A 23,013-nucleotide genomic window follows, 5' to 3' on the forward strand; every position below is an offset into this window, starting at 1 on the left:
TCGCCTCAGTTCATCGTCTTGTCGTGGGTGATGTCGATGATCGCGCCGGGCAGGCGGACGGGGCGGCCATGTCCGTCCAGCGTGCAACTGCCGCGCGCGAGAACCCAGCTGATCCGGTCGTTCTTGATCAGCCGACACTCGCACTCAAAGATGCCGCCCGATCGCATCGCGGCCGCGACCGCCGCGTGCACCCGATCAACGTCATCGGGATGGACCGCTGCGAGATAGGCCATGTTCGGCAGACCGCGCGCGGCCGTTTCGGGATCGACATTGAAGAAGCGGGCAGCCCCTGCATCAAGATAGTTGCGGTCGTTGCTGATGTCCCAGTCCCAGAAACCGGCGATCAGTTCACGGGCGGCGAGCCGGCGCGGCATCGGCATCTCGAACGCGTCGTCTTCGGCCGTGGTCTGGTAGGCCTCTGCTGCCGCGAGCCGCAGGATGTAGGAGAGAAATTCGTGCTTCCGCTCCCGGGCGAAGCTTGCAATATCGAGGCACAGGTCACCCAAGGGTCGTCGCATCGCTCATCCCCACCCGTTCCCGGCGGGGGCAGAATATAGCGGGCTCCTTGCAATTCAACCGGTGGTTGGAGAATTTCTGCGCAGCAAATATGGGGATCGCGGTGGAGCGCCCGATGAGGCGTGACGCGATGCCGCTTGCAGAGTTGGCGCGTGTCCCCCATGTCATGGCCATGATGAGCACAGGTCAATCAACCACTTACGACGCCGGCCGCCCGCGCAAGGCGGCGTCCGCGCATGGTCCGATCATCGATCAGGACGGTTTTGAGGTTCGGCCCGAGCAACTTCGGCCGGATGTGCAGGGCTTTCGGTTCGACTTCGGAGCGGGCGCCAATCCGTTTGCCAATCTCACGCGCGAGCAACGGCTGGCGCGGCTGGATGCGCTGGCGAAACTGCTCGACGTCGCCTTCATCGTGCCAGGCACCAAGATCCGCTACGGCATCGATGGTCTGATCGGCTTGATTCCGATCGTGGGCGACATCATCACCACGGCGATCTCGCTCTGGGTGGTGCGCGAGGCACGGGCGCTCGGCGCGCCGTGGCATCTCACGGCGCGGATGCTGGGCAATGTTGCGGTGGACGGTGCTGTCGGCATCGTGCCGTTTATCGGCGATGCGTTCGACGTGATGTTCCGGGCCAATGTCCGCAACGTCAGAATGCTGCGCAAGTGGCTCGAAAAACAGCCCAGACTCTAGTTCAGAGTCCGGGCTGCGATCGTCTCAATTCGTGAAGCTCAAGCTGCGTCGGCGTCGTCGGTCGCAGGTTCTTCGGCGCGCACGCGGCGCTCGAGCGGGAAATCCTGGCTCTCATAGAGCGAGCGGATGCCGCTCTGGTCGAAACGCGCTTCCTCGACCTGCAGATAGGCGCCGTTCAGCGAGTCAGCCGGCAGCTCCTCGATCGCGAACTGGACCGCGGCCGCGGCCGTATCGAAACGACGATAGGCGAAACCGGCACGCTTTTTCTTGCGGATCGCGGCGGGGAAGAGTTCGGCTGCGGTGTTGTAGCTGAAAGCTGCCATGGTCGGGGACCTCATCTGAATACGCAACGAAACGACGCTTCATTCGCAATGCAGCCGATCCGGCGGCGCGCGGAACATCATTTCAGGACAGACCCCAATATAAGCACGTTTTGGCCGATTGCGACACCTGCGATACAGCATGATGAATCGCAGTTCGCGGACGGTATTGCCGTAATAGCTTTGTGATTTAAAGAGCTTAGCGTGCGCTTAAGGCATGGGCAGTGGCGCGCGCGGCGCAATATTTGCCTATTGTCCGGTCACGTCCGGCAGCGGCACGATTTTGAGGGGGGTGGTATAGGGCTCGACCCGCAGGGCCTCAGTCGACATAAGCCCCACCTGCCGCAAAGGCGCCTGCTCCAGCGCCCCGGCCTCGGCCTTGCGCACGGCGTATTGCCAGGCCGTCAGCGTACCCTTCTGGACCAAATGCTTGGCGACACCGCCGGCATTCTTGGCTTCGAAAGTGGAGAGCTGGTCATCGTTAATGCCGATGATGATCTCGTCCTTGGCCGTGATCACCTTGAACAGCGACACCTTGTCGGTCGCCAGTGCGGGGTGGGACACCAAGCTTTCGAGAATGAGACCCGCAAGGGCAATGCCGAGCAACAAACGGTTTGAACGGGTAGACATCTTGGTACTTTCTTATTCTTCTTCGCGAACGTGCATGCCGCTGAGGCATGTTCAAGTAACAGGCAATGGGCGAGCCGCTTACGGACAAGTATTGGACAGAAATGCCCCGCGAGACTTCGATGAGTCGCACGGGGCATGGAAACAGTTCGATACGGGATACGTATTTATTTAGGCTGAAGTTTCAAGGCCGCAGAGTTGATGCAATAGCGCAATCCCGTGGGGCCGGGGCCGTCGTCGAACACATGTCCGAGATGACCATTGCACTTGGAGCACAGCACTTCCGTGCGGATCATGCCGTGGGTCACATCGCGTTCTTCGTCGATATGACTTTCTCGTGAGGGCTGCGTGAAGCTCGGCCAGCCGCAGCCGGAATCGAACTTGGCGTCGGACTCGAACAGCGTCTGGCCGCAGCCGGCGCAGACGAAGGTGCCCGGCGTATGGTCATGTTCGTACTCGCCGGTGAACGGACGCTCCGTCGCCTTTTCGCGTAGTACGGCATACTGCATCGGGGTCAGTTCGCGGCGCCATTCGGCTTCGCTCTTTTCGACCTTGCCGGATGTGGTCTTGGTGTCGGTCATTCTCTCTCCTTCCCGATCGGCGATGGCTGCGAGCGCTCAGGTCAATTTGTGACCTTCGACGTGCTCACCAGCGTCGGCTTCTCGATATAGTTCTGGGCAAAGATCTTCTTCAGGTTCTCGACCTTCGGAATATCGTTATAGGCAATATAGGGCTGGTTCGGGTGCAGCGTCAGGTAGTCCTGATGATAAGCTTCCGCCGGATAGAAGGCTTCGAGCATTCCGAGCTTGGTGACGATCGGCTTCTTGTAGACCTTCGCAGCGTTGAGCTGGGCGATATAGGCTTCCGCCACTTTCTTCTGCTCCGGCGTCGTCGCGAAAATTTCCGACCGATATTGCGTACCCGAATCCGGGCCCTGGCGATTCAGCTGGGTCGGGTCATGTGCCACCGAGAAATAGATCTGCAGGATCTTGCCGTAGCTGATCTTCTGCGGGTCGTATTTGATCTCAACCGCTTCGGCGTGCCCGGTGGAGCCGGTGCTCACCGCTGTGTAATTGGCCGAGCTCTTGGAGCCGCCGGCATAGCCGGACACAGCGTTGACGACGCCTGCCGTGTGCTGGAATACGCCCTGGACGCCCCAGAAGCACCCACCCGCAATCACCGCAGTCTGAATGCCGGTCGCGGCCGGCGTGTCCGCTGCGGGTGCGGGAATGATGACAGCCTCTTCGGCGGCAAAAGTAGGAGCCACGAGGGCGGTCGAAATCGCCAATGCGCCGGCAAAGGCGCAGAGCGAGAGGCGGCTGAACAGGGAGCGGCGCATAGCAGGTCCTCTTGGATGATCGATGGCCGGATGACCGGCAGTCTAGACCGGAGCCCGTGGTTCGCAATCGGCATTTCCGGTGGGCACATCCGAGATACGGAAGAGGGTGCCGGTTGTTACGGGATGCCGCACACGAATTCGTGAGGATCTGACGAAGGCACGAAAAAGCCGCGGGACGTGAGTCTCGCGGCTTTTGTTTGGAGACGGCGCTGTCCGCTTATGGGCAGGGATAACGATTGCCGTCGTTGTTCAGATAAGTGCCTGACGCCGGATCGTAGGAACGATAGCGCTGCGAGCAATAGGCTGCGTTCTGCTGGGCTGCCGCGTTGGCCTGGCTGGCCGCAATCGCGCCGCCGATGATGGCGCCCGCTGCGAGGCCGCCGACGACGGCGCCAGCGCTGGGTCCGCGGCGATAGTAGCCGGGACCGTAGCCGTAGCGTGGGCCATAACCGTAGCGGCGATAATACTGCACGTTCTCGGTGGCCGACGGTACGGCACTGGCGAGGCCGGGCTGACTAAGCAGGGGCGCAGATGTTGCCGGCGCCGAAAACGCCAGCGCGCTTGCGCCGATCATCGTAGCCATCGTCAAGATTTTCGCGGGATGCATATCGAGCTCCTTATTAAGCGTAAGTGGCCGAAACGTTCGGGCGGGCATCTTGTTCCACGATGCCTAGGAGCCAGACGCGTCAGATCAGCGCATGCGATTGATTGCAAAATACGCGCGTTAAACCACGATGCTCAAGCGCTTCGCGGCGCGGGTGATGCCGGTGTAGAGCCAGCGGGCGCGGCTCTCCTGAAATGCAAAGCTCTCGTCGAACAGAACGACGTCGTCCCATTGCGAGCCCTGGCTTTTGTGCACGGTCAGCACGTAGCCATAGTCGAATTCGTCGTAAGGCTTGCGTTGCTCCCACGGCAGCGTCTCAACACCGCCCGAGAAACAGTCCGCGCGCACAGATACCTTGGTGACCTTGCCGCCAAAATCCTCATCCGGCGAAATTCGCATGGTGATGATCTGCGACTTCGAGGCAGCGCGCGCCTTCACGCGCCACAGACCGCCGTTGAACAGCACCTTCTTGCGGTTGTTGCGCAGGCAGACCAGCTTGTCATTGGCCACCGGCAGCAGGTCCTCGATGCCAAGTTTCTGCCGCACACGCATATTGTAGGCGCGCCGCGTGTTGTTGCGGCCGACCAGCACCTGATCGGCGGCCATCACGCGGTCCGGATCGAGTGCCTTGCGCGACACGATTTCGCTCAGGCCATATTGCCCGGGCTGCAGCGACCGCCCCTCGCGGACATCCATCGACATGCGCACGATCGGATCGTGCTCAGCCTGACGATGCACCTCCGTCAGCATCACGTCGGGCTCGGTCTCGGTGAAGAAGCCGCCACCCTGGATCGGCGGCAACTGCGCGGGATCGCCGAGCACCAGCAGAGGGCAGTCGAATGACAGGAGATCGCGGCCAAGCTCCGCGTCCACCATCGAACATTCGTCGATCACGATCAGCTTGGCCTTCGAGGCTGGTGCATCGTCCCACAATTCGAAATTCGGCTGTTCCTCGCCGCTCTCACGAGCGCGATAGATCAGCGAGTGAATCGTGGATGCGCCGTCGCAGCCCTTGTTGCGCATCACCAGCGCCGCCTTGCCGGTAAAGGCTGCGAATTTCACCTCGCCATCGACATTGTCGGCGACGTGCCGCGCCAATGTCGTCTTGCCGGTACCGGCAAAGCCGAACAGCCGGAACACCTGCGGTGTGCCGTTGCGGCCTGGCTTCGCCTTCAGCCAGTCGTCGACGGCTTTCAGCGCGGCATCCTGATGCGGGGTAAAGGTCGGCATTGCGTCTCTGGAAAGCGGTGCGCAGCCATTTTGCCGCGACTCAGCGGGGAAAGCTAACCATTCAGGCGTCTGACGCAAGCCGGAGACCCCCAAGTTGTGTGCGCCAACGTGGCCGGTTGCTCATTGTCGTTCCATGACGCAGTTATTAGGCTGCTTGAGCCTAGGGAGCCCAATTTGGAACGCAGACTGCTTCAGATCGCACTGGCGATTGTCGGCCTCGTGGCCATCCTGTTCGGCCTGACCGGCGTGCTGTTCGGCACCAGCCTCTCAGGCGTCAGGCTCGGCGTGACGATGGAAGGCTATGTGCGCTTCATCAAAGGCGTGCTGGTGGCGGTCGGGCTGATCTACTGGTCGGCGATCCCGCAGATCGAAAAACGCTTTGAGCGGATTTCGATCGTGACCTTCATCCTCGTGTTCGGCGCTGCCGCGCGTCTACTGGCCGTGCTCAGTCATGGCTTTCCGACCGTGGGACTCCTGATCAGTCTGATCGGCGAACTCGTGGTCGTCCCGATGATCTGGCTGTGGCTCCGCCGTCTCGTGCGCCGGGGTGCGGTCGCATGAAGCGGATCGGCATTGGGATCGTCTATGTGATCGGCGCGATTTCGATCGGTTATCTCGCGCTCTACGCCTATGCGATGTTCACCCGGCAGGAGCTGACGCCGGGTGATCCGATCAAGATTTTTCGCAAGCAGGACGCGCCGAGCTATTCGCAGGGCGCGTCGTTGTCGTTCTTCGCGTAGTTACATCGCGCCCATGGCCGCACGATAGTCGCCGGCGCCTGCTCCCGCCGGTGTGATCGGCAACCCGCCATCGGCATATTCGTTGAGCTTGTTGCGCAGCGTGCGGATCGAGATGCCAAGAATGTTGGCCGCATGGGTGCGGTTGCCGAGGCAGTGCTTCAGCGTCTCCAGGATCAGATCGCGCTCGACATCGGCTACGGTACGGCCGACCAGTGCGCGGGTCACGGTTTCTGCCGCCAGGGTTGCATGCGCCACGGCCGGCGGGGTCTTGGCGAGATCGAGACGATCGCCATCCGGGGTCAGGATGGCATCCGCGCCGATCTCGTCGCCGTTGGCCATCAGCACCGAACGGTGGATCGTGTTTTCGAGTTCACGGACGTTGCCCTGCCAGCGATTGGCGGTGAGCACGCGCCGCGCCTCGGCGGAGATCGGACGCACCGGAACGCCATTGGCGTCGGCATATTTCTTGGCGAAATGTTGCGCCAGTTCGAGAATGTCGGCCGGGCGATCGCGCAGCGGCGGGATCTTCAGGTTCACGACGTTGAGACGGAACAGCAGATCTTCGCGGAACGTGCCTTCGCGCACGGCGTCGGAGAGATTGCGGTTCGAGGTTGCGATGATGCGAATGTCCACCGGCACCGGCTTGGTGCCGCCGACGCGGTCGATGACGCGCTCCTGAATGGCGCGCAGCAGCTTCGACTGCAGCCGCACGTCCATTTCCGAGATTTCGTCCAGCAAGAGCGTGCCGCCGGTGGCTTCCTCGAATTTACCGATACGGCGTGCGATCGCGCCGGTGAAGGCACCCTTCTCGTGGCCGAACAGTTCGGACTCCAGGAGATGCTCGGGGATTGCAGCGCAGTTGATGCTGATGAACGGCTTCTTGGCGCGGTTGGAGCGGGTGTGGACGTAGCGCGCCAGCACTTCCTTGCCGGTGCCCGATTCGCCCGTGATCATCACCGACGCATCGGAGCCGGCGATCTGCTGTGCCAGCTTGACCACCTTGCCCATCATCTCGTCGCGATAGATCAGGTCGCGGCTGTCATTGGCGACGGCGGCCAGAACGGCGGCGATCAGTTCTGGATCCGGCGGCAGCGGGATGTATTCTTTGGCGCCGGCATGGATCGCCGCCACCGCAGCGCGGGCATCGGTGGTGATGCCGCAGGCGACGATCGGTACATGGATGTGTTCGGCTTCCAGCCGCATCACGAGGTCGCGGATGTCGAGGGCGACATCCACCAGCAGGAGGTCTGCGCCCTTGCCGCCGCGCAACACGCCCATCGCCTGATCGTGGCCTTCGGCATGAACCACGGAGGCGCCGTTATCCATGGCGATCTTGGTGGCGGTGGTGAGTTGGCCCTTGAGGGTACCAACGATGAGAAGCCGCATGGTGATCTCCTGTTATATCCTGGTCGCGCCCTTGAGGCGCCGTTTATCCCGAATTAGCTGCGTTCAGCCTTGATGATTTCAGTCATGGTGACGCCGAGCTTTTCTTCGACGAGGACGACTTCGCCGCGCGCCACCAGGCGGTTGTTCACGTAGATGTCGATCGCTTCGCCAACGCGGCGGTCGAGTTCGAGCACGGTGCCGGGCCCGAGCTTCAGCAATTCGCCCACACCCATCTTGGAGCGGCCGAGCACGGCCGAGACCTGGACTGGAACGTCGAAAACCGCTTCGAGATCGGCGGCAATACGCGTGACCTGTTCTTCGTCAGCATAGCCCACGTCCCCCATCGCGCCGGGATCGGTGGCATTGAGATCGGGAAGCGGCACCTGTGGATCGCTCATATTCTAGTCCTCACAGCCCTGTCAGGCCTGATTGCGCGACGCCATGTAGCGTCCGACGAGTTCGTTGATCTTGGCGTCGATGGTTGAGCGTTCGAGCACGACGCCGCCATCCGCCCATTCGATTTTGCAGTCGCCGTTCTCGATATCCGGCTCGGCGAGGATAACGAGGCGACCGGCGAAGCCGCTTTGTTTGGCCTGTTTCTCGATGCGTTCGCGTGCTTCGTCATAGAGCTGGTCGTTGATGCGCACCACGAGATGCGGCGTCGACACCAGATTCTTGAAACAGTCGTGGACCAAGGCCATGACTTCGGTGAGCGGCTCAACGGCGATCAATTCACTGCAGAGTTTGCGTGCCACCGACACCGCGACATCGACAGCTTCGGTTTCCATCTTTTCTTCGATGGCCCCGAAGCGCGACGAGATCGAGGAGATCGCAACACCGATCTGTTCCAGCGCCAATGCGGCGCGACGGTCGCTTTCAGCCTTGGCTTCGCGCTGGGCCGCATCGAATCCGGCGCGATAGGCCTGGGCTTCGGCGTTGGCAACCTTCTCCGCGATCTCGGCGGGCGTGATCGCGGGCGCACGCGTCTTGTCGGGCGCTGCGAAGTCCATATCGAACAGAAATTTTGCGGGGGCGGCCATCAATACACCAGCTCGTCGTCGGCGCGGTTCTTGGTCAGCACGATTTCGCCCTTGGCGGCGAGATCCTTGGCCAAATTCACCAGCAGTGCCTGTGCCTCGTCGACATCGCGCAGACGGACCGGGCCGAGCGCGGCCATATCGTCGGTCAGCATCTTGGCGGCGCGGGACGACATATTGCCCATGAAGAAGGCGCGAACTTCCTCGTTGGCGCTCTTCAGTGCGATACCCAGCTTGTCCTTGTCGATGCTGCGCATCAGGGTCTGTGCCGAGCCGGCATCGAGCTTGATGAGGTCGTCGAAGGTAAACATCAGCGCCTTGATGCGCTCGGCCGCCTCGCGATTGTCTTCTTCCAGCGAGGTGATAAAGCGCGTTTCGGTCTGGCGGTCGAAGTTATTGAAGATTTCCGCCATGACTTCGTGCGCGTCGCGGCGACGGGTCTGCGAGAGGTTCGACATGAATTCGACGCGCAGCGTCTGTTCCACGCGCTCGATGACTTCTTTCTGGACCGCTTCCATCTTGAGCATGCGGTTGATGACGTCGAGCGCGAGATCCTCGGGCAGGATGCCGAGGACGCGCGCTGCATGCTCCGGCTTCAGCTTCGACAGCACCACAGCGACGGTCTGCGGATATTCGTTCTTCAGGTAGTTCGCGAGAACCTCTTCCTGCACGTTTGAGAGTTTTTCCCACATGTTGCGGCCTGCAGGGCCGCGGATTTCTTCCATGATACCGCTGACGCGCTCGGATGGCAGATACTGGGTCAACAGACGCTCGGTGGCATCGAAAGTGCCCATCAGGGCGCCTGAGGCGGACATCCGTGACACGAATTCGAGCAGCAGATCTTCGACCGTCTCCGGCTCGATGGTTCCGAGCGACGACATGTGAAGTGAAAGCTCACGCACTTCGTCGTCGTCGAGCTGCGCCCACACCTTGCCGCCATACTGTTCGCCCAGCGCCAGCATCAGGATGGCTGCACGCTTCGGGCCGCTGAGCGGCTTCGCGGGCGCACGGCCGCCCTGGCGCTGTGCGAGCGAAGCGACGACGCTGGCGATGTCGCTGCTGTTGTCGCCGGTGGTTTGCGGAACGGATGCCATTCAGATCACGCCGGTTCCTGCAGCCATGCGCGAACAATGGCTGCGGTTTCGTTGGGGTTACGATCGGCCAGTTCGCCCACGCGATGCACGGATTGCGCGTGGACCTGACCCTGGATGGTGGCGACGTCGATCATGTTGGGGCCGCTGGCGGGAATGACGGTCTGTCCGTCAGCGCTGAGGGCGACACCGTCGGGAAGAACGAGAGCGTTGGCTGCAGGGAGCGCCGGCACGGGCTCAGAGGCGAGGACGCGGCGGACGAGCGGGCGGATGACCATGAACATCACGACCAGACCGAGCAGCATCATGACCGCGAGTTCGATGACGTGCATCACGTCATCCTTGGTGAATTGCATCATGCCGAGCAGACCGGTCGGCTCCGGCGTCGGAACGACAGTTGGGCCCTCGGCGAATTTCAGGTTGACGACCTCGACCTGATCGCCGCGCTTCTGGTCGAAGCCAATGGCCGAACGGACCAGCGCTGCGATGCGATCGAGTTCTTCCTTGGGGCGTTGGGCGTAGACCTGCTCGCCCTTCTCGTTCTTGCTGTAGCTGCCGTCGACCAGTACCGCGACCGAGATGCGATTGACACGGCCTGCTTCGGTCACTTCGGTCTTGGTGATGCGGGAGATTTCGTAGTTGTTGGTTTCTTCCGACTTCTTGCTTTGATCCTTCGCCGTCCCCGTGTTGCCGGCCGCCTGATTGCCTGGCAGTTCGTTGTTGACGGTGACTTGGCCATCCCGCTCGCCGACGGCGGAGGATTCTTCGCGGCTCTGGCTGGAGCGCAAGACCCGGCCTTCCGGGTCGAATTTGTCGGAGGTCTGCGTGACCTTGTTGTAGTCGAAGTCGGCTGTGAGCTGGACCCGGGCCCGGCCTGCGCCCACCACCGAGGAAACGATCGCTTCGACCTGGCTGCGCATCCGCTTCTCGAAGCCGGCGCGGCGCTCGTCGCCGGTGGCGCCCTCCATGGTCGCGTCGGCGGCGCCGTCGGCGAGCAGTTGTCCCGCTTCGTCGACGATCGAAACCCGGGCCGGCTTCAGGCCGTTGACGGCCGAGGCGACGACATGGCGGATCGCCCGGACCTGCTGCGGGTCGAGGGCGCCGCGGACGCGGACGACGATCGAGGCCGAAGGCTCGGGAGCTTCGCGGGAGAACAGGGGGCGTTCCGGCAGGACGAGGTGAACGCGGGCGAACTGTACACGGTCGATCGCCCGGATGGTTCGCGCCAATTCGCCTTCGAGAGCACGCAAGTGGTTGATATTCTGAACAAAACTTGTTGTGCCGAGAGCGTCGGACTTGTCGAAGATCTCGTAGCCAACGCCACCACCCTTGGGCAGGCCGCCTTCGGCCAGCTTCATGCGCAGGCGGGTCACCTTGTCCTTCGGCACCATGATGGCGGCACCGTCGTTCTTCAGCTCATAGGGGATAGCCTGACGTTCCAAGTCCTTGATGATCGCCGAGGAGTCCTCGACGCTCAGATCTGTGAACAGGGTGGTCATCTGCGGCGTGGTGACCCGCATAATGACGAAAGCAAAGAAGCCGATGAGCGCGGCCGTGACCGCAACCATCGCCATCAGGCGCGCCGCGCCGAGACCTTTAAGGAAACTTAGAAGACTCTGCACGAACCAGCCCCTGAGATTCGGCCTCAAAGACCGACTGGGCAAATTTTGCCGGGGTATGGTTTCGATATGGTTAACGGCGGTTAACGGGTGGCAAAAATATGGCCAAATGACGAAAACCGGCTTCCCACGAGGGAGCCGGTTTTCATCGAATTGGAGATATTAACGATTCGTTTACTGACGATACTGCTGGATGCGGGTGGTCCGCAGTCCTGCCAGACCGTGCTGGTCGATCGAGAACTGCCAGGAGAGGAATTCGTCGACTGTCAGCGTATAGCGGCTGCAGGCTTCCTCAAGAGACAAAAGGCCACCGCGGACGGCGGCGACAACTTCGGCTTTGCGGCGGATGACCCACCGTTTGGTTCCGGGCGCGGGCAGATCCGCAATTGTTAACGGACTGCCGTCAGGCCCGATGACGTATTTGACCCTCGGGCGATGGGGTTCTGTCATGGCGTACTCACAAACTCTCAACCACTGAACTCACTTCAACAATCTACGCCCAGCGACTTAAAATTTGCCTAAGCCTACAACTCCAATGCGAATAGAACTGGATTTGGTTCGAAATAATCGTCCCGAGGAGATGACGCGGCGCAGCGTCAGGTTGTCGGTGTGGTTGGCGTCGTCGGAGTCGTCGGCCGCACCACACGCTTGATCTTGTCGACGGTATAGTTGGTGCCGTTGATCGAGAGCAGGGCGGGGCTCGCTGACAGATCGACGGAATCCACAACGCCCTGGACTTCCGTGGAGATGGCGACGTCGCGGCCGTTGTCATCCTTGCCCGTTGCAGTCAGCGTATAGGCCCCTTCGGGATACTGAACACCATCATTGCCCTTGCCATCCCATACGAAAGTGCCGTTGCCGGACTTCAACGTGTACTTGCCGGTGTAGACAACGTTACCAGCGGAATTCGTAATGTTGACGGTGGCTGTCGAGTCCTTGTCGGCGAGAAGATTCCATGTCGCCGACGTCTTGAATTGCGCCGTGCTGCCATCGACAGCGACGTTGTTGCCGACATAGATGAGCGCCTGCGTCGCTTCCGTAGCTTTGCCGAGATCGACCAGGGCTTTCAACTGATCGTTCGACTTGAGCTGCTGTTCGACGCCCGCGAACTGCACGAGTTGCTGCGTGAACTGATTGGTATCGAGTGGATCGAGCGGGTTCTGGTTCTGCAGCTGCGTCGTCAGCAGCGTCAGGAACGTCTGGAAATTATCGGCAATGCCGGTGGTCGTCGAGCCGGAGCTGCTGCTCGAGTTCGATACCGGCGTGGTACCGGATACGACAGGGCTTGGAGTCGTTGCTTCAACTGCCATGGTTCACTCCTCAGATACTGATGTCGACGCCGCTGCTGGATCCCAGCATGCGGCCATAACCGCGGCCCGCAGCAATCGCAGGCACGGACTCGTCTTCGTGGATCACAAGGCGCTGGGCGTTGCGGCCCGAATTCTCGCCACTATTCTGTTGCTGGCCTTGCGATTGATCGCGCAGGCTGAATTGTAATCCGCTGTCGTTGGTCTTGAGACCCGCCTGTTCGAGCGCGCGCTGCAGTTGCGGTGCATCCTGGCGCAGCATGGTCAGGGTTTCCGGCTTCTCGACGGTGAGATGCGAGGTGACATTGCCATGCTTGTCGACTTCGAGCCGGACATCGATACGGCCGAGCTCGGCAGGGTCGAGCCGGATGTCGAAGCTGCTCTTGCCCGATTTGGCGTTCTGCGCGATCTCGACGGCGACGCCATTCAAAGGCACTGGCGCATTGGTCGCGACCGTGGCGGTCAATTGCGGGGTCGCAGCTGCAATCGGCGTCGTTGCGGTCTGCAACGGCTGCTGCTGCAAGCTATTGGTGGTCGGCGCAGTCACATCCGGTACTGCAGCCTGAGCGGTGTGTTCGGTGCGACGCTCGTGGGCAGCACTAGCCGCAGGCTTTGCAGCTTCCGGTGCAGCAGTGGTCGCGTCAGTTGCTACGCCATCTACGGGTTTGTCGCCCGGCTTGGCGTCCTTGCCGACTGTTGCCGCTGCGGCCGCGTCGACTGGCTGCGTGGACGTCGTCGTGGCCGCCTTCGTCTTGTCTTCTGATTTGACCTCAGCCGTTGATGCCGTTGCGGCATCGGCTGCGCTGGTCTTGTTCGCGCCGGCTTTGCCGCCCGTGGGTGTCGCGGATGCGATAAGTGCCGCGAAATTCGCTTCGGCTTCCGGGGTCGTCGATGCAGGCGCCGCTTCGGCGTCAACCGTTGCGGCTTCGGTCACTGCCGTCTGGGCTTTCAAAACGGCTGCAGCGATGGCGAGAGGCTGTGCAACGCCGGTGGTTTCGGGCGCTGTTGGAGCTACTGCAACATCGGTCGTGGCCGCAGGCACGGGGATCGCAACGGCGACGGCGGCAACCGCGACGGGTTTCTCGGTTGAGGCCGTTGCGTCGGCGTCGGTCGTTGCTGTCTTGTCGGTATCCTTGGACGGGGCGTCCTTGGTGTCGGTCTTGTCGCCCGTCTTCGCTTCGGCCTTGGAATCGACCTTCATATCGCTCGGGTCGCTCTTATTCGCCTTGCGGGAGTCCTGCGCGGCATCGGCTGCGTGGGTGTCGCGGTCGCGTGCATTGGCGGCCGCGTCGTCGGCCTGCCGTGTGCGGTCATTACTTGAGGAGCGGGTGTCGTCGCGCCGTGCGGATGCTGGCAGATCAGGCTGGGCTGCCGCGGCGCGGTCGCTATTGGCGCTGGCAACGGTGTTGCTGTCGACCAGCGAGCCGAAGCTGTCGGCATCCGACCGCTGATCGTCGCGGGACGAATTTGATCGTGCGTTCTGAAACGAGACGTTTGAGACGATATCGGACGTGACGCTAACCACGGGCGGCCTTTCCAGAAGAGTTCTATCCTCCTTTCAGCAAGGACCGGGCCACCTCTCGTTTTATAAAAATATCTATATAAATCAGTATGTTGTAATTCGGATGGAACCTCCGTGGGGAGCGTCGCGGCATTATCTTTTCTGCCCGGCGGCAAGAATTGCCGTTTCCGGCGAGGCGCCGTGATTGATTGAGCGCAAGGCGGCCTATATTAAAGTGCCATATCCCAACCCATTGTCGGACCGACCTTAAGTTCCGGGATTTGGCTCCGTTTTCCTGATCGCGACGGTTTGCAGCCAGCGCGGTCGCATCAGTGACCGAAACCATGCTTAACAGTCTCGATCTCGAAGGCCGTCCGCAGGACACCAGGGTCGTGGTCGCCATGTCCGGCGGCGTCGACTCCTCGGCGACGGCTGCGCTGTTGAAGTCGCAGGGCTACGACGTCGTCGGTATTACGCTGCAACTCTACGATCACGGCGCCGCCACCCATCGCAAGGGCGCCTGCTGCGCCGGCCGTGACATCCATGATGCCCGCGACGTGGCCGAGCGGATCGGGATCCCGCATTACGTGCTGGATTACGAAAGCAGGTTCCGCGAGTCCGTCATCGACAATTTTGCCGCGAGCTATGCTTCCGGCGAAACGCCGGTGCCGTGCATCGAATGCAATCGTTCGGTCAAGTTCCGCGATCTGCTGGCGACCGCGCGCGATCTCGGCGCGCAGGCGCTGGCGACCGGTCATTATGTGGCCTCGCGCCGCCTTGCTAACGGCTCGCGCGCCATGGTCTGTGCTGCCGATGCGGATCGCGACCAGAGCTATTTCCTGTTCGCCACCACGCAGGAACAGCTCGATTATCTCCGCTTTCCGCTCGGTGACATGAGCAAGCCGCAGACCCGCGAATTGGCCCGGCAGTTCGATCTGTCGGTCGCCGACAAGCAGGACAGCCAGGACATTTGCTTCGTGCCGTCCGGCCGCTACACCGACGTGATCGAGCGTCTGAAGCCGAATGCGCTTGAACCCGGCGAGATCGTCGATATGGATGGCCATGTCATCGGCCGCCACGACGGCATTATCCATTTCACTATCGGTCAGCGCCGCGGCCTCGGTATTGCAGCGAGCGCGCCGCTCTATGTGATCAAACTCGACGCCGTCACCCGGCGCGTGGTGGTCGGCCCGCGCGAGGCCTTGCGGATGCACCGCATTGTGCTGCGCGACGTCAACTGGATCGGCGGCGGGACGCTCGATAGCGCTGTTGGCAATGGCCTCGAGCTGTTCGTCAAGGTGCGCTCGACCCGTGGACCACAGCCAGCCTGGTTGCGTGCTATGAATGGCGGCTACGAGATCGAACTGGTCGGCGGCGAGGAGGGCGTGTCGCCCGGTCAGGCCTGTGTGTTCTACGACGCGCCGGACGGTCAGGCCCGCGTGCTCGGCGGCGGCTTCATCAAGAGCGCTGCGGCGAAAAGCCCTGTCAGCATCTCCCCCCGCGATGCTAGTGTCCCTGCCGTCGCAGCAATGCGTGTGTAAGAGTTCAGGGTAGGGGCATGGCTGGCGATATCGACCGCGCGGGGGTCGCGAAGGCTTACGGGCGCTGGGCGCCGATTTACGATCTGGTTTTTGGAAAAGTGTTCGATAGCGGTCGGCAATCGACGATTATCGAGGCCGATCGCATTGGCGGCCGCATCCTTGATGTCGGTGTTGGCACAGGTCTGTCGCTGGTCGATTACGCCCGCACCACGAAGATTTGCGGCGTCGATATTTCCGAGCCGATGCTGCGCAAGGCGCATGAGCGCGTCCGCACCCACAACCTCACCAATGTCGAAACGCTGGCGGTTATGGATGCGAAGAATCTCGCATTCCCCGACAATCATTTCGATGCCGTCGTGGCGCAATATGTCATCACTGCCGTACCCGATCCGGAAGCGACGCTGGACGATTTCATCCGCGTGTTGAAACCAGGCGGCGAGCTCATTCTCGTCAATCACATCGGCGCCGAAAGCGGTCCGCGCAAGATTTTCGAACTGGCCTTTGCGCCGCTGGCGCGCCGTCTCGGCTGGCGACCGGAATTTCCGTGGAAGCGGCTGGTGGACTGGGCAACGGTCCATGGCGGGATCACACTGGCCGAGCGGCGGCCGATGCCGCCGATGGGGCATTTTTCGCTGATCCGTTACATTAAATCCTGACTGTGGAGCGCGGGACCGGAACCTCCGTTCGCGCCCGCGGTTGGCTCCGGATGCAGATCAAACAGTCGCTCGTCATCGCAGGTCTAGTCATCGCCGGTTCCAGCGCCACCTTCGCGCAGGCGCCGCCGACGCCTGCCACGCCTCCCGCACAGACCGCGCCGCCATCGGCCGAGCGCGCAAATGCCAATTGTGCACCCACACAAACGACCCCACAGGGGACGATTGCTCCGAGCGGTACGACGACCGGCCAGAGCCCGGAGCCGTTGGGCGATAAGCTCGCGCAATCAGATGGTGTCCTTTGCCCGCCGAGCAATGTCGATCCCGCGATGCGGGCACGCGCGCCGAATTCAGATAGTAGCAATACGCCGGTGATTCCCCCGCCCGGCAGTCCCGGTGGCGATCAAAGCGTTCGGCCGAAGTAAGCCTTAACGAGTTCGTCAGGCGCGCGGCACGGACACAGGCCGCGCGTCACGCGTTTGAGCTGCGAGACGGATACCGGCGTTAGCCGCACCAAACCCCTGATAGTTGCGGCGCTCGACAATCTCGAAGAAGAAGCGCTCATCGAAGCTCGGCGTGTAGATCTGGAAGAATTCACCGTCGCCTTCGCGATCATACAGGATCTGGTTGTCGCGCAGCGCAGCCATCAGCTCGGCATCGAGCCCATATTTGGCTTCCACGTCATCGTAGTAATTGTCGGGAATACGTAGGAATTTGGCGCCGCGTTTGCGCATATCGGCCACAGCAGAAAAGATATTGTCGCACAAGAACGCGATATGTTGCACGCCGGAACCGAAGAACTCCGAGATGAAGCGGTTCGACAGCGTGCGCGTTGCGGATGATCCGTTCAAAATGATGCGCAGCGACTGATTGGCTGATATCAGCGCCTGGCTTTGCACGAGGCCGACCGGATCCGGAATTTCCATCTGCGGCAGGCGCTGCAGGTCGAGAATGCCGGTGTAAAACAGAAGCCACGACAGCATCTCGTCATAGGGCATCGATTGCGAGATGTGATCGACGACGGAGAGATGGTCTGTACCGGCATTGCTCTGCAGCGGCTCGAAATCTACGTCCCAGTTCTTGCCGGCCGCTTCCAGGAAATAGAGAAGACTTCCGCCGACGCCGTGGATCGCCGGGATTTCCAGTTCGCCCGGTCCGACTGGCTGATAGAATGTCCGCGCCTGCAAGGCTTCAGCGCGCGCCATGGCCTGCTTGGTATTGCCGACGTCCAGTGCGATGGCGCACACGCCGGGGCCATGCGTCACGTAATGCGAATGTGCGAAACCGTCCGGCTCAGAATTGATCACGAGCTCAATCGCGCCCTGGGACCAGCGTTCGACGTCCTTGCTGCGATGAGCGCCGGTCTTGCGAAAGCCAAGTTGGCTGAGCAACGTCGCAAGGTCCGCGGCCTTGGTCTCGTTGACGGCAAATTCGACGAAGCCGACGCCGCGGGTCGATGTCTTCGGCTGCAGGGCGTCGGCCGGTGTCTTTGCCAGTTGATCCTGCAACAGGATCAGTGAACGCAGCCCGTCAGTGGCAGTGCGAACCGCGGAGCCTGCGCGGAACTGGTCGTTGAAAATCTCGAGCGACCACGCGCCGCTATAGCCGGTGGCTTGCACGGCCTCCATGAACTTGGCCACAGGCAGGTCGCCCTGACCGGGGAAGCAGCGGAAATGTCGGCTCCAGGACAGGACATCGAGGCCCAGCTTCGGCGCGTCGGCGAGCTGTACCAGAAAGATCTTGTCGGCCGGGATCGATGCGATGGCGCTGACGGGAAATGCCGGAGCCAGTGCATGGAAACTATCGAGGATCACGCCGATGGACGGGTGATTGGCGCGGCGCACGATCTCCCAGGCATCGCGATAGTCGTTGACATGAGCGCCCCATGCGAGCGCCTCGAAGCCGACACGCATGCCATGCTGCGCGGCGAGGTCTCCAAGCTCATGAAAATCCGCTGCGGCGCGGTCGATACCGCCAAGCGAGGCCGGCGAGATGTTGCTACAGATTAGCATCAAGTCCGTCTGCAACTCTTTCATCAGGTCGAACTTGCGCGCCGCGCGCGCGAAGTTGCGGCTGCGCTGCGGCTCCGGCATGCCCTCGAAGTCGCGGAACGGCTGGAAAGCGCAGATGGTCAGGCCGAGGTCGCGGCACATCTGGCCGACATCCCGCGGGCTTCCGTTGAAAGAGAGAAGGTCCGCTTCGAAGATCTCGACCTCGTCGAAGCCGGCAGCAGCGATGGCGCGGAGTTTTTCGTCCAGTGCGCCTGATAGCGAGACGGTGGCGATTGAGAGCTTGGTCATGCAGCCTGCTCCACGATCTGGCCGGGCGAGACGCGCATGCCGGTGCGCGCTGCTTGCTGTACGGCTTCAACAACAGCGAGCGTACCCATGGCATCCTCGACGGTAATAAAGGGCGCTTCGCGACGGGCGATGACGGCGAGGAAATGCCGGAGCTGTTCGGCCAGCGGATCGTCATTCGCCGCGACAAGATCGGTGCGGGCGAGCGGCGTGAACCAGCCGCTGGCATCGGGATAGGACCACAGCTCCATGGTCGGCACGGAGAGCGAGCCCTTGGTGCCGGCAAACAGATAGCAGGGCTGGTTTTCGCGGGCGTAGGCGGTGTTTTCGCCGGACGACAATTCCCAGCTCCATGGCGCCGGTGTGGCATCGGACACCGTCACCGTGCCGAGCGCGCCACTGGCGAATCTCAGCAGCAGCGCCGCAGTATCTTCGACCGCGAAGCCGCGCGCTTTGTTCGAGGTCAGCGCCTGCACGTGGACGATCTCGCCGCAGATGAAGCGTAGATTGTCGAGGTCATGCACCAGGTTGATCAGGACCGGACCGCCACCCGGCTCGCGTCGCCAGGCGACGTCGAAATAATCGTCGGGCTTCTTCAGCAGCCACAGCCCGACCACGGCGGTGAGTTGACCGATCTGCCCGGCAGCAATCGCGTCACGTATCGCCTTGATGCGTGGATTGTGACGGCGATGATGGCCGACCAGCACCGCCACGCCGGAACGCCTGGTAGCCCGAAGCAACTCCTGCGCGGCCATCACGGTGTCGGTGACCGGCTTTTCCACCAGCGCCGGGATGCCGTGTTCGATGCAGTCCAGCGTCATCGCCAGATGCAGCGCGTTCGGGGAAGCGACAATCAGGCCGTCGGGCTGCGCTTCTTCAAGCAGTTCGCGATGGTCGGCATACCAGTCGATGCCGCGCGCCGACGCGAATGCTTTCGCTTCGGGCGAGGGGTCGGCGATCCCCGCGACGATGCAATCCCTTGAGGCCTCGATCAGCTCGACATGCTTGCGGCCGATCGCACCTGCGCCCGCCACGCCGATCCGCATCGTGCTCATGCCGCGGTCTCCGTCATGGCGCCGCCGAGGAACAACTGTCCGATGCGCGGATCGTTAAGCACACGGTCGGCCTTGTCCATCAAGCGGGTCTGGCCGAGTTCGAGCACGATGCCGAAATCGGAAATCTCCAGTGCCGAGCGTGCGTTCTGCTCGATCATCAGGATCGAGACACCGCGGTCACGCAGCTCCTTCAGGATGTTGAAGGTCTGCAGCACCATCAGCGGCGACAGCCCAATGGAAGGTTCATCGATCAGCACCAGCTGTGGATTGAGCAGCAGGCCGCGAGCGATTTCGAGCTGCTTCTGCTCGCCGCCGGATAGCGTCGAGGCCTGTTGCTTCGCCTTGGTGCGCAGCACGGGGAATTTATCGAGAGCGGCCTCGATACGAGCCGGCAGATCGGTGATGTCGCGGCCGGCGGCGACGGCACCAAGCTCGATATTGTGACGGACCGTGAGTTCCGGGAAGATGTTGCGGCCCTGCGGGACATAGCAGATGCCTGCCGTCAGCAGTGCGCGCTGGCTGAGACCGGTGACGTCCTTGCCTTTGAATGTAACTTTGCCTTCACGCAGCTTCAACAGGCCGAAGATCGCCTTGAACACCGTGGACTTGCCGGCGCCGTTTGGCCCGATGACGGTGGTGATCGACCCAGCCGGCACCGAGAAGGTGGTGCCATTCAAGATCGTCATCTTGCCGTAGCCGCCGACAAGGTTCAGAACGTCCAGGATTGCATCGCTCATAGCGTTATATCCTCAATGTCCCAAATAGGCTTCGATCACGGCAGGATTGGCACGGATTTCGTCCGGTCGCCCCACCGCAAGAACCTTGCCTTCGGCCATCACCATCACGCGTGTGCAGAGCGACATCACGAATTCCATGTTGTGCTCGATGACAACGAAAGTGGCGCGCTTCTCCCGGTTGATCGCCGCGAGGCGATCCTTGAGATCCGCGAGCATGGTCAGGTTGACGCCGCCGGCAGGCTCGTCGAGCAGCACGAGGCGCGGGCCGCCCATGAAGGCCATCGCGGCATCGAGCAGTTTCTGCTGGCCATAAGAGAGGCCGCCCGCGGGCTCATCGGCGAGATGGTCGAGCTTGAAGAAGCCGATCATCTGGTTGGCCGCCTCGGTCAGTCCGGCATCGGATGGGCCGAGCAGGCGCGACAGCATGTTACCTTGGTGTTCCTGACCGGCAAGGATCAGGTTTTCGCGCACCGACAGCTTCGGGAATACCTGCAGCAATTGAAACGTGCGGCTGACACCGAGGCCGTTCAGCTCTGACGGCCGCATACCAGTGACCACCTTGCCGTCGACCTTCACTTCGCCGGCGCTTGGCGTGAGCTGGCCGAGGATGCAGTTGAACAAAGTGGACTTGCCGCAGCCGTTCGGACCGATCAGGCCGAGGATTTCCCCTTCCTGCACATCGAACGAGACGCCGTTGACGGCGGTGATGCCGCCAAAGCTCTTACGGATATTGCTGACTTCGAGAACCGCGGTCATGGCGCCGTTTCCAGTTTCGCTTTGGCGACCGCACGTAATGCGGAGGCTGCCTTGGTGCGGCGTTCGGAGATGTAACGATCGAGAATGCCGAGAATGCCGGTGGGTGAGTAGATCAGCAACAGGATCACTGCGATGGCATAGAGCATCAGATAGTAACCCTGCGTGAAGCGCAGCCATTCAGGCAACAGCACGGCGATCATCGCGCCAAGGAACGGCCCGAAGAAGAAACCGGAGCCGCCGACGATCACCATCATCAAGAGATCGAGGGATAGCGACAGGTGGAACGGCACGGGATCGACATATTGGGTCAGCGGCGCATAGAGCGTGCCGGCGACACCACCGAGCGCGGAACCGATCGCAAAAGCCATCAGCGTATAGCGCCGTGTGTCGATGCCGAGCGAGAGCGCACGAACGGGATTTTCGCGCAGTGCAATGAAAGCACGGCCCCAGGGAGAACGGATCAGCCACCAGACGGCCAGTGAGACGATGCCGAGCGATCCCAGACAGACATAATAGAACGGCAACGGCCGCCGCGTCGGATAGCCGAAGATTTCCGGGCGAGGAATGTTGCTGATGCCGTAGATGCCCTTGGTCAGCCAATCCTCGTTCCGAAACACGAGAAAAGCGAGCGTCGAAAAGGCGAGGGTGACAAAAGCCAGATAGTGGTGCTGTACGCGCAGGGCGGGATAGCCGAGAATCCAGCCGATGGCGAAGCACAGCACGATGGCAACGCCGAGCGCTCCGATGAGCGGCAGGCCGTTCGATGTCATGATCGCAGCCGTATAAGCGCCGATGCCGACAAAGGCGCCCTGCGCCAGCGAGACCTGCCCGGCATAGCCCAGCGTCAGATTGAGCCCCATGGCGGCGATGGTCATCACAGCCCACTGGCTCAGGATGAACAGACCGTAGCGGTTGAAATTCATCGGGACGATGATCAGCGCGGCAATGATAACGATGCCGAAGCCGATCTTGAGGGTCTTCGCCGCGGTCATACGGTGCGCTCCTCAGGCCGGCCAAGCATGCCTTGCGGCCGAAACAGAATGATCGCGATCAGCAGAACCAATGGCACGGCGGCGCGATACTGGGTGGAGACATAGGCGGCTGACAGATTGTCGACGACGCCGATCAGCAGGCCGCCGGCAATGGCGCCGCGGACCTGGTTGAAGCCGCCGACAATGGCGGCGATGAACGCGGCCTGGCCGAGCACTTCTCCGTTGGAGAATTTAGCGAGATAGATCGGCGTGATGAGCAGCGAGGCCAGCGCGACCAGAAACGCGTTGATCAGGAAGGTCAGCAGGATCATGCGTTCGACGGGCACGCCGATGATGCGCGCGACGGTCGGGTTCTGCGCGGCAGCCTGCATCTGGTGACCGATGGAAGTGCGGTTCAGCAGCGTTGTCAGGCCGAGCACGGCTAGGATCGCCAGCACCAGCACGCCGACGCTCTGCAGCGCGACGACGCGGCCGAAAATCGTGATATCGCCGCCCGGAATGATCGAGGGAAAGGGCGAGGCCTCTGCGCTCCAGAATTGCTTGGCGGCTTCCTTGATGCCGATGGCCAGGGCCATGGTCGCAATCGCCAGCGGCAGCACGCCATGGCGTAGCATTGGATCGACCAGCAGCATCTTGAAGCCGAGGCCCAGCAGCAGCAGCGACAGTGCGATGCCAATTAGGATCGCCAGCCAGAACGGCGCGCCAGCATGCATCACCGCCAGCATCAGGAATGCCGGCAGCATGACGAATTCGCCCTGCGCGAAATTGATGGTCTGTGAGGTCTGCCACAGCAGCGTGAAGCCGACCGCGACGATCGCGTAGATCGCCCCGGTGGCAAGACCTGCGATGAGGAGATCGAGAAGGTTGGACATGTGGTTCTCCAAATGGCCGGCAGCTAAAGCACCGGCCGCGCGCTCCCTCGCCCCGCTTGCGGGGAGAGGGCTGGGGTGAGGGGGTCTTGCACGTAAAAC

27 protein-coding genes are annotated in these 23,013 nt (G+C 61.8%); 6 read left to right on the top strand and 21 right to left on the bottom strand.

The features are described 5' to 3' along the window. Positions 1 to 5: 5 nt before the first annotated feature. Positions 6 to 518, bottom strand: a complete 513-nt coding sequence (locus tag AB8B20_RS25800) for a PAS domain-containing protein (protein ID WP_439073139.1) — start codon at positions 516 to 518, stop codon at positions 6 to 8. Between the two features lie 173 nt (positions 519 to 691). On the opposite strand from AB8B20_RS25800, the gene AB8B20_RS25805 reads away from it, so the two are divergent. Beyond that, positions 692 to 1,210: a DUF4112 domain-containing protein gene (locus AB8B20_RS25805; RefSeq protein ID WP_374725705.1), complete on the top strand. Its 519-nt coding sequence runs from the start codon at positions 692 to 694 to the stop codon at positions 1,208 to 1,210. A 38-nt stretch (positions 1,211 to 1,248) separates the two neighbouring features. Here AB8B20_RS25805 and AB8B20_RS25810 read toward each other — a convergent pair whose 3' ends face one another. The 6 genes from AB8B20_RS25810 to AB8B20_RS25835 form a co-directional block, all read right to left on the bottom strand. Next, a complete protein-coding gene (locus AB8B20_RS25810; protein ID WP_068733430.1) occupies positions 1,249 to 1,533 on the bottom strand; it encodes a hypothetical protein in 285 nt (94 codons plus the stop codon). A 246-nt stretch (positions 1,534 to 1,779) separates the two neighbouring features. After that, the gene (locus AB8B20_RS25815; protein ID WP_139285870.1) at positions 1,780 to 2,160 is read right to left on the bottom strand and encodes a hypothetical protein; all 381 of its coding nucleotides are present in this window, start codon (positions 2,158 to 2,160) and stop codon (positions 1,780 to 1,782) included. Positions 2,161 to 2,324: 164 nt separating this feature from the next. Beyond that, positions 2,325 to 2,738, bottom strand: a complete 414-nt coding sequence (gene msrB, locus AB8B20_RS25820; RefSeq protein WP_093759446.1) for a peptide-methionine (R)-S-oxide reductase MsrB — start codon at positions 2,736 to 2,738, stop codon at positions 2,325 to 2,327. A gap of 41 nt (positions 2,739 to 2,779) precedes the next feature. Continuing rightward, positions 2,780 to 3,496 (bottom strand): peptide-methionine (S)-S-oxide reductase MsrA, encoded by a 717-nt coding sequence (gene msrA, locus AB8B20_RS25825; RefSeq protein ID WP_439073138.1) that lies wholly within the window; start codon positions 3,494 to 3,496, stop codon positions 2,780 to 2,782. Positions 3,497 to 3,713: 217 nt separating this feature from the next. After that, a complete protein-coding gene (locus AB8B20_RS25830) occupies positions 3,714 to 4,103 on the bottom strand; it encodes a BA14K family protein (RefSeq protein ID WP_120288506.1) in 390 nt (129 codons plus the stop codon). Positions 4,104 to 4,220: 117 nt separating this feature from the next. Further along, complete coding sequence (locus AB8B20_RS25835; RefSeq protein ID WP_093759443.1) at positions 4,221 to 5,330, bottom strand: ATP-dependent DNA helicase; 1,110 nt, start codon at positions 5,328 to 5,330, stop codon at positions 4,221 to 4,223. A 174-nt stretch (positions 5,331 to 5,504) separates the two neighbouring features. Between AB8B20_RS25835 and AB8B20_RS25840 the strand changes: the two genes are divergently transcribed. Together AB8B20_RS25840 and AB8B20_RS25845 are read left to right on the top strand one after the other, a co-directional pair. Beyond that, positions 5,505 to 5,891, top strand: coding sequence for a DUF4345 domain-containing protein (locus AB8B20_RS25840; RefSeq protein ID WP_439073137.1), 387 nt, complete (start codon positions 5,505 to 5,507; stop codon positions 5,889 to 5,891). Next, a complete protein-coding gene (locus AB8B20_RS25845; RefSeq protein WP_093759441.1) occupies positions 5,888 to 6,070 on the top strand; it encodes a hypothetical protein in 183 nt (60 codons plus the stop codon). The genes AB8B20_RS25840 and AB8B20_RS25845 overlap by 4 nt, the downstream gene beginning before the upstream one ends. Here the strand turns inward: AB8B20_RS25845 and flbD are convergent, their stop codons facing one another. The 8 genes from flbD to AB8B20_RS25885 form a co-directional block, all read right to left on the bottom strand. Continuing rightward, complete coding sequence (gene flbD, locus AB8B20_RS25850; RefSeq protein WP_439073136.1) at positions 6,071 to 7,456, bottom strand: sigma-54-dependent transcriptional regulator FlbD; 1,386 nt, start codon at positions 7,454 to 7,456, stop codon at positions 6,071 to 6,073. A gap of 53 nt (positions 7,457 to 7,509) precedes the next feature. Then, entirely contained in the window at positions 7,510 to 7,854 is a 345-nt protein-coding gene (gene fliN, locus AB8B20_RS25855; protein WP_089262063.1) for a flagellar motor switch protein FliN, read from the bottom strand. Between the two features lie 21 nt (positions 7,855 to 7,875). Next, positions 7,876 to 8,496, bottom strand: a complete 621-nt coding sequence (locus tag AB8B20_RS25860; protein WP_175366387.1) for a FliH/SctL family protein — start codon at positions 8,494 to 8,496, stop codon at positions 7,876 to 7,878. Further along, positions 8,496 to 9,587: a flagellar motor switch protein FliG gene (gene fliG / locus AB8B20_RS25865; protein WP_089262059.1), complete on the bottom strand. Its 1,092-nt coding sequence runs from the start codon at positions 9,585 to 9,587 to the stop codon at positions 8,496 to 8,498. Before fliG ends, AB8B20_RS25860 begins: the two co-directional genes overlap by 1 nt. Positions 9,588 to 9,592: 5 nt before the next feature. Beyond that, positions 9,593 to 11,206 carry a flagellar basal-body MS-ring/collar protein FliF gene (fliF, locus tag AB8B20_RS25870; RefSeq protein ID WP_120289119.1) on the bottom strand — a complete coding sequence of 538 codons (1,614 nt, stop codon included), beginning with the start codon at positions 11,204 to 11,206 and terminating at the stop codon, positions 9,593 to 9,595. A 171-nt stretch (positions 11,207 to 11,377) separates the two neighbouring features. Continuing rightward, positions 11,378 to 11,653, bottom strand: coding sequence for a CtrA inhibitor SciP (sciP, locus tag AB8B20_RS25875; protein WP_002714638.1), 276 nt, complete (start codon positions 11,651 to 11,653; stop codon positions 11,378 to 11,380). Between the two features lie 146 nt (positions 11,654 to 11,799). Further along, the gene (locus AB8B20_RS25880) at positions 11,800 to 12,513 is read right to left on the bottom strand and encodes a flagellar hook assembly protein FlgD (RefSeq protein WP_175366389.1); all 714 of its coding nucleotides are present in this window, start codon (positions 12,511 to 12,513) and stop codon (positions 11,800 to 11,802) included. A 10-nt stretch (positions 12,514 to 12,523) separates the two neighbouring features. After that, positions 12,524 to 14,035, bottom strand: a complete 1,512-nt coding sequence (locus AB8B20_RS25885; protein ID WP_439073135.1) for a flagellar hook-length control protein FliK — start codon at positions 14,033 to 14,035, stop codon at positions 12,524 to 12,526. 320 nt (positions 14,036 to 14,355) lie between these two features. Here AB8B20_RS25885 and mnmA point away from each other — a divergent pair, with 320 nt between their 5' ends. From mnmA to AB8B20_RS25900, 3 genes are read left to right on the top strand one after another with little or no spacing between them, the layout of a single operon-like run. Then, complete coding sequence (gene mnmA, locus AB8B20_RS25890) at positions 14,356 to 15,552, top strand: tRNA 2-thiouridine(34) synthase MnmA (RefSeq protein WP_120289120.1); 1,197 nt, start codon at positions 14,356 to 14,358, stop codon at positions 15,550 to 15,552. Between the two features lie 17 nt (positions 15,553 to 15,569). After that, positions 15,570 to 16,208: a class I SAM-dependent methyltransferase gene (locus AB8B20_RS25895; protein ID WP_089262053.1), complete on the top strand. Its 639-nt coding sequence runs from the start codon at positions 15,570 to 15,572 to the stop codon at positions 16,206 to 16,208. A gap of 50 nt (positions 16,209 to 16,258) precedes the next feature. Further along, positions 16,259 to 16,630, top strand: coding sequence for a hypothetical protein (locus tag AB8B20_RS25900; RefSeq protein ID WP_439073134.1), 372 nt, complete (start codon positions 16,259 to 16,261; stop codon positions 16,628 to 16,630). Positions 16,631 to 16,645: 15 nt separating this feature from the next. Here the strand turns inward: AB8B20_RS25900 and AB8B20_RS25905 are convergent, their stop codons facing one another. From AB8B20_RS25905 to AB8B20_RS25930, 6 genes are read right to left on the bottom strand one after another with little or no spacing between them, the layout of a single operon-like run. Beyond that, positions 16,646 to 18,505, bottom strand: coding sequence for a bifunctional sugar phosphate isomerase/epimerase/4-hydroxyphenylpyruvate dioxygenase family protein (locus tag AB8B20_RS25905; RefSeq protein WP_439073133.1), 1,860 nt, complete (start codon positions 18,503 to 18,505; stop codon positions 16,646 to 16,648). Then, on the bottom strand, positions 18,502 to 19,557 hold the full coding sequence (locus AB8B20_RS25910) for a Gfo/Idh/MocA family protein (protein WP_439073132.1): 1,056 nt from the start codon (positions 19,555 to 19,557) through the stop codon (positions 18,502 to 18,504). The genes AB8B20_RS25905 and AB8B20_RS25910 overlap by 4 nt, the downstream gene beginning before the upstream one ends. Continuing rightward, a complete protein-coding gene (locus tag AB8B20_RS25915; protein WP_439073131.1) occupies positions 19,554 to 20,294 on the bottom strand; it encodes an ABC transporter ATP-binding protein in 741 nt (246 codons plus the stop codon). The genes AB8B20_RS25910 and AB8B20_RS25915 overlap by 4 nt, the downstream gene beginning before the upstream one ends. Before the next feature lie 12 nt (positions 20,295 to 20,306). Beyond that, positions 20,307 to 21,050, bottom strand: coding sequence for an ABC transporter ATP-binding protein (locus tag AB8B20_RS25920; protein ID WP_089262045.1), 744 nt, complete (start codon positions 21,048 to 21,050; stop codon positions 20,307 to 20,309). Continuing rightward, on the bottom strand, positions 21,047 to 22,042 hold the full coding sequence (locus tag AB8B20_RS25925) for a branched-chain amino acid ABC transporter permease (protein WP_439073130.1): 996 nt from the start codon (positions 22,040 to 22,042) through the stop codon (positions 21,047 to 21,049). The genes AB8B20_RS25920 and AB8B20_RS25925 overlap by 4 nt, the downstream gene beginning before the upstream one ends. Continuing rightward, complete coding sequence (locus AB8B20_RS25930; RefSeq protein WP_439073129.1) at positions 22,039 to 22,914, bottom strand: branched-chain amino acid ABC transporter permease; 876 nt, start codon at positions 22,912 to 22,914, stop codon at positions 22,039 to 22,041. The genes AB8B20_RS25925 and AB8B20_RS25930 overlap by 4 nt, the downstream gene beginning before the upstream one ends. Positions 22,915 to 23,013: the final 99 nt, after the last annotated feature.

The sequence above is a fragment of the Tardiphaga sp. 866_E4_N1_4 genome, from assembly GCF_052076075.1.
In the GTDB taxonomy this organism is placed as follows: Bacteria; Pseudomonadota; Alphaproteobacteria; order Rhizobiales; family Xanthobacteraceae; genus Tardiphaga; species Tardiphaga robiniae.

Coding starts and splice junctions, on each gene's coding strand:
- AB8B20_RS25800 (WP_439073139.1), bottom strand. CDS start 518: ATGCGACGACCCTTGGGTGACCTGTGCCTCGATATTGCAAGCTTCGCC.
- AB8B20_RS25805 (WP_374725705.1), top strand. CDS start 692: ATGAGCACAGGTCAATCAACCACTTACGACGCCGGCCGCCCGCGCAAG.
- AB8B20_RS25810 (WP_068733430.1), bottom strand. CDS start 1,533: ATGGCAGCTTTCAGCTACAACACCGCAGCCGAACTCTTCCCCGCCGCG.
- AB8B20_RS25815 (WP_139285870.1), bottom strand. CDS start 2,160: ATGTCTACCCGTTCAAACCGTTTGTTGCTCGGCATTGCCCTTGCGGGT.
- msrB (WP_093759446.1), bottom strand. CDS start 2,738: ATGACCGACACCAAGACCACATCCGGCAAGGTCGAAAAGAGCGAAGCC.
- msrA (WP_439073138.1), bottom strand. CDS start 3,496: ATGCGCCGCTCCCTGTTCAGCCGCCTCTCGCTCTGCGCCTTTGCCGGC.
- AB8B20_RS25830 (WP_120288506.1), bottom strand. CDS start 4,103: ATGCATCCCGCGAAAATCTTGACGATGGCTACGATGATCGGCGCAAGC.
- AB8B20_RS25835 (WP_093759443.1), bottom strand. CDS start 5,330: ATGCCGACCTTTACCCCGCATCAGGATGCCGCGCTGAAAGCCGTCGAC.
- AB8B20_RS25845 (WP_093759441.1), top strand. CDS start 5,888: ATGAAGCGGATCGGCATTGGGATCGTCTATGTGATCGGCGCGATTTCG.
- flbD (WP_439073136.1), bottom strand. CDS start 7,456: ATGCGGCTTCTCATCGTTGGTACCCTCAAGGGCCAACTCACCACCGCC.
- fliN (WP_089262063.1), bottom strand. CDS start 7,854: ATGAGCGATCCACAGGTGCCGCTTCCCGATCTCAATGCCACCGATCCC.
- AB8B20_RS25860 (WP_175366387.1), bottom strand. CDS start 8,496: ATGGCCGCCCCCGCAAAATTTCTGTTCGATATGGACTTCGCAGCGCCC.
- fliG (WP_089262059.1), bottom strand. CDS start 9,587: ATGGCATCCGTTCCGCAAACCACCGGCGACAACAGCAGCGACATCGCC.
- sciP (WP_002714638.1), bottom strand. CDS start 11,653: ATGACAGAACCCCATCGCCCGAGGGTCAAATACGTCATCGGGCCTGAC.
- AB8B20_RS25880 (WP_175366389.1), bottom strand. CDS start 12,513: ATGGCAGTTGAAGCAACGACTCCAAGCCCTGTCGTATCCGGTACCACG.
- mnmA (WP_120289120.1), top strand. CDS start 14,356: ATGCTTAACAGTCTCGATCTCGAAGGCCGTCCGCAGGACACCAGGGTC.
- AB8B20_RS25895 (WP_089262053.1), top strand. CDS start 15,570: ATGGCTGGCGATATCGACCGCGCGGGGGTCGCGAAGGCTTACGGGCGC.
- AB8B20_RS25900 (WP_439073134.1), top strand. CDS start 16,259: ATGCAGATCAAACAGTCGCTCGTCATCGCAGGTCTAGTCATCGCCGGT.
- AB8B20_RS25905 (WP_439073133.1), bottom strand. CDS start 18,505: ATGACCAAGCTCTCAATCGCCACCGTCTCGCTATCAGGCGCACTGGAC.
- AB8B20_RS25910 (WP_439073132.1), bottom strand. CDS start 19,557: ATGAGCACGATGCGGATCGGCGTGGCGGGCGCAGGTGCGATCGGCCGC.
- AB8B20_RS25915 (WP_439073131.1), bottom strand. CDS start 20,294: ATGAGCGATGCAATCCTGGACGTTCTGAACCTTGTCGGCGGCTACGGC.
- AB8B20_RS25920 (WP_089262045.1), bottom strand. CDS start 21,050: ATGACCGCGGTTCTCGAAGTCAGCAATATCCGTAAGAGCTTTGGCGGC.
- AB8B20_RS25925 (WP_439073130.1), bottom strand. CDS start 22,042: ATGACCGCGGCGAAGACCCTCAAGATCGGCTTCGGCATCGTTATCATT.
- AB8B20_RS25930 (WP_439073129.1), bottom strand. CDS start 22,914: ATGTCCAACCTTCTCGATCTCCTCATCGCAGGTCTTGCCACCGGGGCG.